Below are 13,111 nucleotides of genomic sequence, written 5' to 3' on the forward strand. Positions count from 1 at the left end.
GAATGCGTGAGTGCAGTGGCCGAAGTGGATGTCGTCGTCGTCGGGAGCGGGTTCTCCGGCATCGGCATGGCCGTTGCGCTGAAGGCCGCCGGACGCAGCTTCGTCATCCTCGAGAAGGGTGACGAGATCGGCGGCACGTGGCGTGAGAACCGCTACCCCGGCGTCGCCTGCGACGTGCCCAGCCACCTGTACTCGTTCAGCTTCGACCTCAACCCGTACTGGTCACACACGTACTCGAGCGGCGACGTCATCCAGGATTACCTGCTTTCGGTCGTCGAGAAGCACGGCCTGCGTGAGCACGTGCGGTTCGACTCGTGGATGCAGGCCGCGGCCTACGACGACGCCTCCGGCACGTGGCAGGTCACCTCGATGGGAAGCGACGGCTCCGTCTCCGTCGTCACGGCCCGCGCCCTCGTGCTCGGCGTCGGAGCCCTGCACATGCCGCACATCCCGCTCATCGACGGTCTGCACACCTTCGGCGGCGAACTCATCCACACCGCGTCATGGCCGCAGGAGACGTCGATGTTCGGCCGCTGCGTCGGCATCATCGGAACCGGCGCGTCTGCCGTGCAGTGCATCCCGCCGCTCGCCGAGGACGCCGAGCACCTCACCGTCTTCCAGCGCAGCGCGCCGTGGATCATGCCGCAGAACAACGACGAGTACTCCGACGCGACGATCGACCGTTTCCGCCGCCACCCCGCCCTCATGCGCGTTCACCGTGAGGCGTTACGCCGCAAGAACGATCTGCGCGCCGTCGCGTTCGACAGCCACCCCAAGCTGCTCGAGATCGCCTCGCGCGAAGCGTCACGACACCTCAAGAACCAGGTGAAGGACCCGGACCTGCGCCGCAAACTCACCCCCGATTACACCATGGGGTGCAAGCGCGTGGTCCTCTCCGACACCTACTACCCCGCTCTCGTGCGCGAGGACGTCAGCGTCGTCACCGAGCCGATCGTCGCCGTCATGCCCGACGGCGTCGTCACCGAAGAAGGCACCGTCCACGAACTCGACGCGCTCGTGCTCGCCACCGGCTTCGACCCCAAGGGTTCCTACGCGCACCTGCAGATCGCCGGACGTGACGGTCGTTCGTTCGCCGAGGAGTGGCAGAGCGGCGTCGAGTCCTACCTCGGCGTGACGATGGCGGGCTTCCCCAACCTCTTCATGCTGCTCGGGCCGAACACGGGCCTCGGTCACACGAGCGTTCTGCTCATGGTCGAAGCGCAGATCGCCCACGTCATGCGGTTGCTCGACGAGCGCGACCGCCGCGGAGCGTCATCCGTCGAGGTGCGCCCCGAACTCGTGCCCGCCTTCACCCGCGAGATGCGCGAGCGCAGCGAACGATCCGTGTGGCGTCAAGGCGGCTGCACGTCCTGGTACCTCGATGACGACGGCGAGAACCGCACCTTGTGGCCCGGGGGCGTCGGCGAGTACGAACAGCGCCTCACACGGCCCGACGCGATCGACTTCCTCTTCACCTGACCTGGCTTCCGTCGCCGGGCGGCTGCCACGGGTCGTTCGGTGCTGGTGGAACGGAGCCAGGGCGCGGAACGTACCCCGGTGGCGGCTGCATCAGTATTGGCGGCACGAAGCCGCGGATCGGCGGCATCTCCGGAAACGGCTCACGCGCTGCCTCGAACTGCTCGGGCATCAGCTGCGAGCGACGAGACACCCAGGCGACGAAGTAGACGAGCGGGCCCAGCACCGGCAGTGCCCAGACGAGCGTGCGCCAGCGGCGCCACCCGTCGAACGTGTCGACGAGAAGCCTCGGCCGTTTGTGCAGGCTCGTCATCGCAGGATGTGACGTGATGAGCCAGAGCGTCAGGCCGCCGAACAGCACGACGGGGGCGAGGAAGAGCACACCGAACACAATGAAGTCGGCGCCGCCCTCCTGGATCTGGGTGTCGTCGAGGAGCGTCATGGTCCGACGCTAGAGCGACGCGGTTCGTCGCTGCCGAGAGCAGCCTTCGGGCCTGTGGACAACACTGCGCAGGCGTCGCTGTCCACAGGTGAGCGGCAATGTCAGCGCCTCAGGCGACGGTGCTTCCCGGGTCGATCTGGCTCCCTGCCACGACATCGGATCGCACCACACTGTCGTGCCCCACAACGGCGATCGCGTCGTCATGCGCTCGCTTACCGGCGCTCGACGTTCCCACGCGAACGCCCGCGCGAACGGCGACGTTCGCGTCGAGGATGGACGTGCTCACCACGGCATCACGCTCGATGACGCACGCGTCGAAGATGACACTGTCCTCGACCACGGCGCCTTCGCGTACGACGACGCCGGGGCCGAGCGTCGAACCCCGCACCGTTCCCGCGATGTCGCATCCGGGCGAGATGACGCTCTCCTCGACCACGGCCCCCGCACGGACCCGCGCGGCGCCCCTGTTCGTCGCGAGCGTCCGCATCGGCCAGTCGACGTCGTCGAAGACACGCACGACGCCGCGCACGAGGTCACGGTGCGCCGCGAGGTACAACTCCGGACGCCCCATGTCCTTCCAGTACCCCTCGAGCGGGTACGTGCGCACCAGGCCGTCCGCGATGATCTGCGGCAGCAGGTGCTCCGCGAAGTCACCGAGGCCCGTCTCGTCGACGGCGTCGTCACCCTTCCCGTCGTCAGGGCGGGTGGCCTTCTCGGCCTTGTTGAGGCCCGAGAGGAGGGCGTCCTTCTCGTACACGAAGATCTCCGCCGAGATGGTCGTGCTCTCCGGGTTCTCGGGCTTCTCCTCGACGCGCGTCACCTTGCCGGTGGCGTCCGTGATGACGACGGCCTTGTCGGAGGCCTGCGAGCGCGACACCTGCGTGGTGACGATGGTGCAGGCGGCCCCGGTCTCGAGGTGAGCCGCGATGACGTCGCGCAGGTCGAGGGCGAAGATCTGGTCGGCGCTCAGGACAACGACGACGTCGGCGTCCTCGCGCTCGATCTCCCGGCGGATGCGGTAGAGGTCGTCCGCGTTACCCGCTGCGAAACCACCGGTGCGCACGGCGTCGACCTCGTCGGGCACGACGCGCCGGAAGCCGCCGACGTTGCGGTCGAGATCCCACGGCCGCCCGTGCTGGAGGTGCTCGTCGAGTGAACCGGCCTGGTACTGCACTGAAACCCACACCGAGCCGATGCCCGAGTTGGCGATGTTCGACAGGGTGATGTCGATGAGTTGGTGAGTACCTCCGAAAGGCAGAGCCGGCTTCGCGCGGTCGGCGGTGAGCGCTCCCATGCGGGAGCCCTTTCCGCCGGCTTGGACGATGGCGAGCACCTTGGGTGCGCGGGGCAGGGGCATCGAGTCGGCCATGCGCCAATCCTGCCGGGCGCCACCGGCGTTCACAACCACTCGCCGGGGTGGGCGACGCGAGTCGTGACAGCCTCAGTCGAGGGGCTGCGCCGCAATCGCCTCGATGCTCGTCGCCGCCCCGCCCGCTCCCTCGAAGCCGAGGTGACGCCACGCCTCGTAGGCGACGACGGCGACGGCATTTGCGAGGTTGAGGCTTCGGTTACCCGGCGCCATCGGCAGGTGCACACGCTCGTCCGTAGCGAAGGTCGCGAGCACTTCGTCAGGCAAACCGGTTGCCTCACAGCCGAAGACGAGAACGTCGTCGCTGCGGTAGTCGACCTCGTCATACCGACGAGCGCCACGGGAGGTGAGCGCCAACCACCGTCCCGGGCACGCCTCGCGGGCTGAATCGAGGTCGACATGAACGTGCACCTCCGTCAGCTCGTGGTAGTCGAGCCCGCCGCGGCGCAGGAGACGGTGGTCCATCGAGAAGCCCAGCGGCTCGACGAGGTGCAGGCTCGCCCCGACGTTCGCCGCAAGCCGGATGACGTTGCCCGTGTTGGGCGCGATCTGCGGGTGAACGAGGACGATCTGCACGCGGCGAACCTAACGGATGCCGGCGCGCGAGCGAACCCAAGGGCTGCTCGCGCGCCGGCGACCGGCGTCACTTCATGTACTCCGAGGCCTGCTCGCGCAGCTCGATCTTGCGGATCTTGCCCGTCACCGTCATGGGGAACTCCTCCATGACACGCACGTAGCGGGGCACCTTGTAGTGGGCGAGCTTGCCGCTGCAGTACTCGCGTAGCGACTCCGCTGTGAGCTCCTCGGCGCCGTCCCGCAGGCGCACGCACGCCATGAGTTCCTCGCCGAAGCGCTCGTCGGGCACGCCGATGACCTGCGCGTCGACGATGTCCGGGTGGTTGTAGAGGAACTCCTCGATCTCACGCGGGTAGATGTTCTCGCCGCCGCGGATCACCATGTCTTTGATGCGCCCGGTGATGGCGACGTAGCCGTCCTCGTCCATGACGCCGAGGTCGCCGGTGTGCATCCAGCCGTCGACGATCGCCTCGGCCGTCTTGTCGTCCTGCTCCCAGTAGCCGAGCATCACCGAGTAGCCCTTGGTGCACAGCTCGCCGGGCTCGCCGCGGCCGACGACCTCGTTGGTCACGGGGTCGACGATGCTCACCTCGAGGTGCGGGCCGACGCGGCCGACCGTCTGCGTGCGCTGGGCGACGGTGTCGTTCTTGCGCGTCTGCAGCGACACCGGCGAGGTCTCCGTCATGCCGTAACAGATGGAGACCTCCTCCATGTGCATCTTCTCCATCACCTGGCGCATCGTGTGCTCCGGGCACGGCGAGCCGGCCATGATGCCGGTGCGCAGGCTCGTGAGGTCGAACTCGTCGAAGTTGTCGAGGGCCAGTTCGGCGATGAACATCGTCGGGACGCCGTAGAGGCTCGTGCAGCGCTCGGCCTCGACGGTTCGCAGGGAGCTGACGGGGTCGAAACCGGGCGCGGGGATGATCATGGCGGCGCCGTGCGTCGTGCACGCGAGGTTGCCCATGACCATGCCGAAGCAGTGGTAGAAGGGCACCGGGATGCAGACGCGGTCGTCGGCTGTGTAGCTGCACAGCTCGCCGACGAAGAAGCCGTTGTTGAGAATGTTGCGGTGGCTCAGCGTCGCGCCCTTGGGGAAGCCCGTCGTGCCGCTCGTGTACTGGATGTTGATGGCCTCGCCGTTGTCGAGACCGGCCTGGATCTCGCGAACGGCCGCGACGCCGCGCTCCCCCGCGTCGCGTCCGGCGGCGAACAGTTCGTCCCAGGTCTGCTTACCGATGAAAACGATGCGCGCCAACTGCTCGCAGTCGTCCTTGACCTGCTCGATCATGCGCGCGTAGTTGCTCGTCTTGAACTTCGGCATCGAGATGAGGGTGGAGATGCCCGCCTGCTCGAGCACGTACTTGAGTTCGTGGCTGCGGTAGGCCGGGTTGATGTTGACGAGGACGGCGCCGATCTTCGCGGTGGCGTACTGCGTCAAGGTCCATTCGGGACAGTTGGGCGCCCAGATACCGACGCGATCGCCCTTCTCGACGCCGGCTTCGAGCAGGCCCGCAGCGAGCGTCTCGACGTCGGCGAGCAACTCGCCGTAGGTCCAGCGACGGCCGCTCTCGATGTCGACGAGCGCCTCGTGATCGGCATAGGTCTCGACGGTGGCGTCGAGGTTGTCGCCGATCGTCTGCTCGATCAGCGGGGTGTCCGTCTCACCGCGCGTGTGGCTGAGTGCGGCGTCCAGCTTTTCGGTCATCGTCAGCTCCCTTTCGGCGCGGCGTCCGGGCTGCGCGCACGGTGACTGGGGTCACAGGTCGGTCCGGCCAGTGAACCACATCACAAGGGTTCAGTTAATGGTTGTTAACCGAAATTCTTCGGCTGTCTCAGCGCGACGGCGTGAGCGCGGCGAGCGCCATCTGACGCAGGACGCCGCGGGTACGCTCCCCCTGAGCCGCGGCGAGGGGGGTCGTGCGGCCACTGGAATGCGGTGTCGAGTTGAGGGCGCCGAACCCGGCGTGCGCTTTGATGCGTGCGCTCTCGACGGAGAGTTCGGGGTCGAGATCGCACAGAACGCGCACCCAGATCTCGACATAGCGGCGCTGCAGCTGACGCACCGTGTGGCGGGCGTCGGCGTCGAGGCTCGCGAGGTCGCGCCCCTGCACCCGGATGAGTGCGGGCTTCGTCAGGGAGAAGTCGATGTGGAAGTCGACGAGCGATTCGAGCGCGGCCTGCGGCGTTGGTGCTGCCTCGACGACCGCGGAGCCGTGGGTGAGGAGGTACTCACTGATGCCGACAAGGAGCTCCTCGAGAACGGCTTCCTTGTTGGCGAAGTGTCGGTAGACCGCCGGGCCACTGATGCCGACGGCCTTGCCGAGGTCTTCGAGCCGGACGCCGGCGAGACCACGGTCGGCGATGAGTTCGGCCGCGGCGTCGAGGATCTGCTGACGACGCTCGGCCTTGCTGCGTTCGCGGGCGGTGCGCGTGTCCGCCGCCGCGTCGGTCGCCGTCATAGCCGTCTCGCTCTCGGTCGCTGGAGATTTCAGTTAAGCACAGTTAACCGAAACGACATGTGAACCGTGGACACTCCAGCGCGCGCCCAGGGGCGCCGAACGCCGTTGCGGGGGCGCGAAGAGGTTGTTTCACGAAGCACGCGAGCGCACGGAAGGCGGCGGACCATGGCCCTGACACATCGATCGTCCTCGGCGACGACCAAGAGAACAGCGGCGGCCCGCACGGTCGAACTCGTGGCAACGACCCTGGCCCTGACGAGTTGCGCCGCAGCGAGCAGCGACGGGCAGCCGCGAGCCCCCAAGGGGCACACTCCCACCGAGGGATCGACGAGGCTGTCAGCACACGCATCGTCCGGCCCGGGCGTCGCAGGCCGGCTTTTGGACCTGAGCAAGGTGCGCAAGGGGGATGTGTTCACCGTGGACCAACTCGATCGGCTCGACGCGGCGGCTGCCCGGCGGGCCGGGACCGTCACGACGACGAAGATGTATCGCGACGATGCTCTCTCGCAGGACACCACGCTCGTGACATACGTCGACTGCTCACACAAGAAGGCGTTCGTCCAACGTGACGACGAACTCCTCGTCGTGGAACGAGAGGGCAAGCCCTTGCGCGACCCCGATCACGTGGTCGCCCTCGCCACAGTCTCCGACGCCTGCTCACCCCCGCCGGGCAAGCGGTCAACGGAGGAGTTCGTCGTCACGGCCACCGACGACGGCAGCGTCACCCTGACGAGGCGGCAAGCGACCGGCCACCCTGAGCGCATACGACTGGTTCGCCGTTACGCGCGCACAGAGGCGTCCGACGAAGTCTCTTTGCGAATGTCGATGTCCACGTGGGCATCACACCACGTTCTACCGATGCTGCTGGACGGGGCCGGAGCGACAGCTCCACGAGCGGCGGCCTTCCTCGCACCGCGTCGCCGCGCGGCTCCGAGCCTCGACAACGCGCACATGGCGACACAAAACCGTGACCACTCGAACCGTTCCGCCCCGATCGCGACGGCGTTACGCTCCCCTCAAGAGCCGGTCGTGGTACCGGACACGAGGAAAGGCCCACACCATGGTGTTCTGGTCAATCGTCATCGCCGCCATCGTGATCGCGCTCGCGCTCGCATGGAACAAGGACCACAAGCGCCGCGCGATTCGCTCCAGCCCAGACGGCTTCGGCAACCACGCCGAACAGCGCTTCCTCGAAGAGGATCACCCCGTCACCGTCCACTTCGGACCAGGTGGCGGCACGGGGCCGGCGAGCACCCGTCAGGGCGAGGGAAGCAGCATCAGCTACTACGGCTGAACCCCTCCAGCGCTTCCCGGGCGGCTGAGTCGACCACACCACTTCAGTTCGCTTCCCCGAGCGCGTGCACAGGCGGGTGCCTCTTTCGCCCCGGCTTCGCTGCGATCACGACGGCCCCGAACCTTGACGGTTCGGGGCCGTTTCACATGCCCGTGAAGCCGACATTCGCGCAGAGTCCCACATTTCAGTTAATTGTGATTAACTGAGTTTGCGAGTGACTCACGTCACGCGGTGCTCAACGGCGCGCACGAGCGCGATGTGACGTCACTCGCCACGAACCGCCTTCCGACCCACCGACTTCCGGGAGCGAACGCATGGCCCTCGATCACGCCGCGAACCGAGCAGAGCACCAGCGCCTGCTCGAGGAGCTCGACGGCAAACTCCGCACCGCAGCACGCGGTGGCAGCGACAAGGCCCGCGAGCGTCACGTCAGCCGCGGCAAGCTGCTGCCGCGCGACCGCGTCGAAACCCTCCTCGACCCGGGCAGCCCGTTCCTCGAGATCGCCCCGCTCGCCGCCGACGGCATGTACGGCGACGAGTGCCCCGGCGCCGGTGTCATCGGCGGCATCGGACGCGTCGAGGGCCGCGAATGCGTCATCGTGGCCAACGACGCCACCGTCAAGGGCGGCACGTACTACCCGATGACGGTGAAGAAGCACCTGCGCGCGCAGGAGATCGCCCGCGACAACCACCTGCCGTGCATCTATCTCGTCGACTCCGGCGGCGCGTTCCTGCCCAAGCAGGACGAGGTGTTCCCCGACCGCGAGCACTTCGGCCGCATCTTCTACAACCAGGCCACCCTCTCGGCGAAGGGCATCCCGCAGATCGCCTCCGTCATGGGATCGTGCACCGCCGGTGGTGCCTACGTTCCGGCGATGAGCGACGAGACCGTCATCGTGCGCAATCAGGGCACGATCTTCCTCGGCGGTCCGCCGCTCGTGAAGGCAGCCACGGGTGAAGTGGTCACGGCCGAGGATCTCGGCGGTGGGGACCTGCACTCCAAAACCTCCGGCGTCACCGACCACCTCGCCGACGACGACCACGACGCGCTGCGTCGCGTGCGCAGCATCGTGCGCACCCTGGGCCCGAAGGCCGAGGTTCCGTGGCGCATGGTGGAGCCGCGCCCCGCGAAGCACGCCCAGGAGCGCCTCTACGACGTCGTGCCGGTCGACCTGCGCACGCCCTACGACGTGCACGACGTCATCGACACCATCGTCGACGACGGCGAGTTCCACGAGTTCAAGGCCGAGTACGGCAAGACGCTCGTCACGGGCTTCGCGCACATCCACGGCCACCCCGTCGCGATCATCGCGAACAACGGTGTTCTCTTCGGCGAGAGCGCCCAGAAGGGCGCGCACTTCATCGAACTCGCCGACAAGCGCAAGACGCCGCTGCTGTTCCTGCAGAACATCACCGGCTTCATGGTCGGGCGCGAGTACGAGGCCGGCGGCATCGCGAAGCACGGCGCGAAGATGGTCACCGCCGTCGCGTGCGCCCGCGTGCCCGAGCTCACCGTCGTCATCGGCGGCTCGTACGGAGCCGGCAACTACTCGATGTGCGGTCGCGCGTACTCGCCGCGTTTCCTGTTCATGTGGCCGAACGCCCGCATCTCCGTCATGGGCGGCGAGCAGGCGGCCTCGGTGCTCGCGACGGTTCGCGGCGACCAGCTCGAAGCGGCCGGCACGCCGTGGAGCGACGAGGACGCCGACGCCTTCAAGGAGCCTATCCGTCAGCAGTACGAAGACCAGGGCAACCCCTACTACTCCACCGCGCGCCTGTGGGACGACGGCGTCATCGACCCGGCCGACACGCGCGACATCGTCGGCCTGGCCCTCGGCGCGTGCGCCCAGGCCCCGCTCGACGATGTTTCCTACGGCGTTTTCCGGATGTGATCTGAGATGAACGAGAGCACGACGACCACGGCCCAGGCGCCCGAGCAGCGCGCCATCACGAGCGTCCTCATCGCCAACCGCGGCGAGATCGCGGTGCGCGTCATCCGCACGCTGCGACACATGGGCATCCGCTCGATCGCGGTTTACTCCGACGCCGACGCAGGTGCCTTGCACGTGCGCGAGGCCGACGACGCCGTCCGCCTCGCCTCCCCCGAACTGCTCGAGGGAGCCTCCGACGAGCGCTACCCCGACGGCCGGCCCAAGAACCCGTACCTCGACATCGACCGCGTCATCGCCGCGTGCCGCCTCACGGGCGCCGACGGCGTCCACCCCGGTTACGGCTTCCTCTCCGAGAACACGGCCTTCGCGGCCGCGTGCGAGGAGAACGGCATCGCCTTCCTCGGCCCGAGCGCGCACGCGATCGAGACGATGGGCGACAAGATCACCGCGAAGAACGCCGTCATGGCGTTCGACGTGCCGGTCGTGCCGGGCATCGCGCGCCCGGGTCTCACCGACGACGAACTCGTCGCCGCAGCGTCCGACGTCGGCTTCCCGGTGCTCATCAAGCCGAGCGCCGGCGGTGGCGGCAAGGGCATGCATGTCGTCGAGCGCGCCGAGGACATGGCCGACGCCGTGGCCCGCGCCCGCCGCGAGGCCGCGACGAGCTTCGGCGACGACACGCTCTTCCTCGAACGCTTCGTCCTGCGCCCGCGCCACATCGAGGTGCAAGTCATCGCGGACAAGCACGGCAACGTGATCCACCTCGGTGAGCGCGAGTGCTCGCTGCAGCGCCGGCACCAGAAGGTCATCGAGGAGGCGCCCTCGGCCCTGCTCGACGCCGAAACGCGTGCTCGAATCGGCGAAGCAGCCTGCAACACAGCACGATCCGTCGACTACGTCGGTGCGGGAACGGTTGAGTTCATCGTCTCGGCCGACGCGCCGGACGAGTTCTTCTTCATGGAGATGAACACCCGCCTGCAGGTCGAACACCCCGTCACGGAGCTCGTCACGGGCCTCGACCTCGTCGAGCTCATGGTGCGCGTGGCCGCCGGTGAGGAACTGCCGTTCACCCAGGACGACGTCACGCTCACCGGCCACGCGGTCGAGGCGCGCGTGTACGCCGAGGACCCGGCCCGCGGCTTCCTGCCCACCGGTGGCACGGTCGTCGGGCTTGACGAGCCGCAGGCCGCGAACCTGCGCATCGACTCCGGCATCGCCCGTGGCACCGTCGTCGGCTCCGACTACGACCCCATGCTGAGCAAGGTCATCGGCTACGGCGAAGACCGCACCGCTGCTCTTGCCTCGCTCGACGAGGGCCTGGCGAAGACCCACGTGCTCGGCGTGACGACGAACATCGACTTCGTCCGCTTCCTCCTCGCCGACGACGACGTGCAGGCGGGTCGACTCGACACCGGCCTGCTCGATGCCCGCGTCGGCGACTACGTCGCAACCCCGGCCCCCGACGACGTGCTCGTCGCCGCTGCGGCAACGCTTCTCGAGCCTTCCGAAGCCGAGGCCGAACCGACGGGCGCCCAGGCCGTGTGGCAGGGCATCGACGGCTGGCGCGTCGGCGGACGCCGCAGCGCACGGACGGTGCGCTTCGAGGTGGCCGACGCCGAGAGCGAATCGGGCACGAGCGTCACCGAGGTCGCTCTCGTCTCGACGAAGGACGGCGGCGAGGACGTCACGCTGCGCCGCGGCCTGCCGCCCCAGCAGGCGAGCCAGCCGCAGGCCGACGCCGCGAGCAGTGACGCCACGCGCGCCACGATCACGCGCCGTGACGGCTCGGGCCGTCTCGCCGTGACGACTGCGGGGCTGCGCCGCTCGTTCACCACCGAGGTCGTCACCGACAAGCAGGGTGTGCGCACCGTGTGGGTCGGCTCGCCCGAGGGCACGTTTGCGGTCAAGGAGGCCAAGCACGTCAGCCTCCACGGAGACGCGGCTGCCGCTGCGGGCGGCGACATCAAGAGCCCGATGCCGGGCGCTGTCATCGCGGTGCAGGTGGAGAACGGCGACGAGGTGAGCGCGGGCCAGACGATCGTCATCGTCGAGGCCATGAAGATGGAGCACTCGCTCACCGCGCCCATCGACGGCACCGTCGAGATCCTCGCCCCCGCCGGCACCCAGGTGGCCGTCGACGAGGTGCTCGCCCGCATCACCCCACCCGATGCCACCTGACCGATCACCCGCGGCGCGTCACGCGCGCCGATACCAGCTCACCGACTTCCTCCCGACCGAAGGAGAAACCCATGGACACGTCGTTCCTCGCGGCCGACAACCTGCCCGACGAGTACGCCGACCTGCAGAAGATGGTGCGCGACTTCAGCCAGAAGGTCGTCGCACCCGTCTCCGCCGAGCACGACAAGAACCACACGTTCCCGTACGAGGTCGTCAAGGGCATGGCCGAGATGGGCCTGTTCGGGCTGCCGTTCCCCGAGGAGTACGGCGGCATGGACGGCGACTACTTCGCCCTGTGCCTCGCCCTCGAGGAGCTCGCGAAGGTCGACCAGAGCGTCGCCATCACGCTCGAGGCCGGCGTCGGCCTCGGCGCCATGCCGATCTTCCGTTTCGGCAACGAGGAGCAGAAGAGCGAGTGGCTGCCGCAGCTCGCCTCGGGTGAGGCCCTCGGTGGCTTCGGTCTGACGGAGGCCGGTGCCGGTTCCGACGCGTCGGGCACGAAGACGACGGCCCGCGAGGACGGCGACGAGTGGGTCATCAACGGCTCGAAGCAGTTCATCACCAACTCCGGCACGGACATCACGAAGCTCGTCACGGTCACCGCCGTCACGGGTGAGTCGCAGACGAGTGACGGCCGCACGAAGAAGGAGATCTCGACGATCATCGTCCCGACCTCCACGCCGGGCTTCACCGCAGAACCGGCCTACGACAAGGTGGGCTGGAACGCCTCCGACACGCACCCCCTCAGCTTCGACGACGTGCGCGTGCCGAAGGCCAACCTTCTCGGTGAGCGCGGCCGTGGCTACGCCAACTTCCTGCGCATCCTCGACGAGGGCCGCATCGCCATCGCGGCGCTGGCCGTCGGTGCCGCGCAGGGCTGCGTCGACGAGTCGGTGAAGTACGCGAAGGAGCGTCAGGCGTTCGGGCAGAACATCGGCGCCTATCAGGCCATCCAGTTCAAGATCGCCCGCATGGAGGCCCGCGCCCACGCCGCGCGTTCGGCCTACTACAACGCCGCAGCGCTCATGCTGGCCGGCAAGCCGTTCAAGAAGGCCGCGTCCGTCGCGAAGATGGTGGCCTCCGAGGCCGCGATGGACAACGCCCGCGACGCCACGCAGGTGCACGGCGGCTACGGCTTCATGAACGAGTACACGGTCTCGCGCCACTACCGCGACTCGAAGATCCTCGAGATCGGCGAGGGCACCACCGAGGTGCAGCTCATGCTCATCGCCCGGGAACTGGGACTCTGAATCACTCGTGAGGATCGGAGCGCAGCGCAGCGAGCACCGGACCGGAACGAGTGACCGAAGAGTCCCCACAAAGGCTGACTCTGAATCACTCCTGAGGATCGGAGCTCAGCGCAGCGAGCACCGGACCGGAGCGAGTGACCGAAGAGTCCCAAGAAAAACGATGACTCTGAATCAC

Annotated in this window: 10 protein-coding genes; 5 read left to right on the plus strand and 5 right to left on the minus strand. The window is 68.0% G+C overall.

Features of this window, described 5'->3' with window-relative positions:
* The first annotated feature begins 6 nt into the window (after positions 1-6).
* Positions 7-1,479, plus strand: coding sequence for a flavin-containing monooxygenase (locus tag IM689_RS00810; RefSeq protein WP_193642490.1), 1,473 nt, complete (start codon positions 7-9; stop codon positions 1,477-1,479).
* On the opposite strand, the gene IM689_RS00815 is transcribed toward IM689_RS00810, so the two are convergent.
* The 5 genes from IM689_RS00815 to IM689_RS00835 all read right to left on the minus strand — a co-directional run bounded on the left by IM689_RS00815 (position 1,472) and on the right by IM689_RS00835 (position 6,322).
* Entirely contained in the window at positions 1,472-1,918 is a 447-nt protein-coding gene (locus tag IM689_RS00815; protein ID WP_193642491.1) for a hypothetical protein, read from the minus strand. The two genes, IM689_RS00810 and IM689_RS00815, sit on opposite strands and share 8 nt — an antisense overlap.
* 109 nt (positions 1,919-2,027) lie before the next feature.
* Positions 2,028-3,287 carry a glucose-1-phosphate adenylyltransferase family protein gene (locus IM689_RS00820; RefSeq protein ID WP_227484341.1) on the minus strand — a complete coding sequence of 420 codons (1,260 nt, stop codon included), beginning with the start codon at positions 3,285-3,287 and terminating at the stop codon, positions 2,028-2,030.
* Between the two features lie 72 nt (positions 3,288-3,359).
* Complete coding sequence (locus tag IM689_RS00825) at positions 3,360-3,863, minus strand: tRNA (cytidine(34)-2'-O)-methyltransferase (protein WP_193642492.1); 504 nt, start codon at positions 3,861-3,863, stop codon at positions 3,360-3,362.
* Positions 3,864-3,930: 67 nt separating this feature from the next.
* Entirely contained in the window at positions 3,931-5,568 is a 1,638-nt protein-coding gene (locus tag IM689_RS00830) for an AMP-binding protein (RefSeq protein WP_193642493.1), read from the minus strand.
* A 127-nt stretch (positions 5,569-5,695) separates the two neighbouring features.
* Positions 5,696-6,322, minus strand: coding sequence for an SACE_7040 family transcriptional regulator (locus IM689_RS00835; RefSeq protein WP_193642494.1), 627 nt, complete (start codon positions 6,320-6,322; stop codon positions 5,696-5,698).
* A gap of 1,060 nt (positions 6,323-7,382) precedes the next feature.
* On the opposite strand from IM689_RS00835, the gene IM689_RS00840 reads away from it, so the two are divergent.
* The 4 genes from IM689_RS00840 (at position 7,383) to IM689_RS00855 (ending at position 12,936) form a co-directional block, all read left to right on the plus strand.
* Positions 7,383-7,616: a hypothetical protein gene (locus IM689_RS00840; protein WP_193642495.1), complete on the plus strand. Its 234-nt coding sequence runs from the start codon at positions 7,383-7,385 to the stop codon at positions 7,614-7,616.
* Between the two features lie 314 nt (positions 7,617-7,930).
* Entirely contained in the window at positions 7,931-9,508 is a 1,578-nt protein-coding gene (locus IM689_RS00845) for a carboxyl transferase domain-containing protein (protein ID WP_193642496.1), read from the plus strand.
* Between the two features lie 6 nt (positions 9,509-9,514).
* The gene (locus tag IM689_RS00850; protein WP_193642497.1) at positions 9,515-11,686 is read left to right on the plus strand and encodes an ATP-binding protein; all 2,172 of its coding nucleotides are present in this window, start codon (positions 9,515-9,517) and stop codon (positions 11,684-11,686) included.
* Between the two features lie 71 nt (positions 11,687-11,757).
* Entirely contained in the window at positions 11,758-12,936 is a 1,179-nt protein-coding gene (locus IM689_RS00855; protein ID WP_193642498.1) for an acyl-CoA dehydrogenase family protein, read from the plus strand.
* Positions 12,937-13,111 lie beyond the last annotated feature (175 nt).

This window comes from Dermacoccus barathri, assembly GCF_015070805.1.
GTDB lineage: Bacteria > Actinomycetota > Actinomycetes > Actinomycetales > Dermatophilaceae > Dermacoccus > Dermacoccus abyssi.

Excerpts from the sequence above, each read along its gene's own strand:
- IM689_RS00815 (WP_193642491.1), bottom strand. The coding sequence starts at position 1,918 with ATGACGCTCCTCGACGACACCCAGATCCAGGAGGGCGGCGCCGACTTC.
- IM689_RS00820 (WP_227484341.1), bottom strand. The coding sequence starts at position 3,287 with ATGGCCGACTCGATGCCCCTGCCCCGCGCACCCAAGGTGCTCGCCATC.
- IM689_RS00830 (WP_193642493.1), bottom strand. The coding sequence starts at position 5,568 with ATGACCGAAAAGCTGGACGCCGCACTCAGCCACACGCGCGGTGAGACG.
- IM689_RS00835 (WP_193642494.1), bottom strand. The coding sequence starts at position 6,322 with ATGACGGCGACCGACGCGGCGGCGGACACGCGCACCGCCCGCGAACGC.
- IM689_RS00840 (WP_193642495.1), top strand. The coding sequence starts at position 7,383 with ATGGTGTTCTGGTCAATCGTCATCGCCGCCATCGTGATCGCGCTCGCG.
- IM689_RS00845 (WP_193642496.1), top strand. The coding sequence starts at position 7,931 with ATGGCCCTCGATCACGCCGCGAACCGAGCAGAGCACCAGCGCCTGCTC.
- IM689_RS00850 (WP_193642497.1), top strand. The coding sequence starts at position 9,515 with ATGAACGAGAGCACGACGACCACGGCCCAGGCGCCCGAGCAGCGCGCC.
- IM689_RS00855 (WP_193642498.1), top strand. The coding sequence starts at position 11,758 with ATGGACACGTCGTTCCTCGCGGCCGACAACCTGCCCGACGAGTACGCC.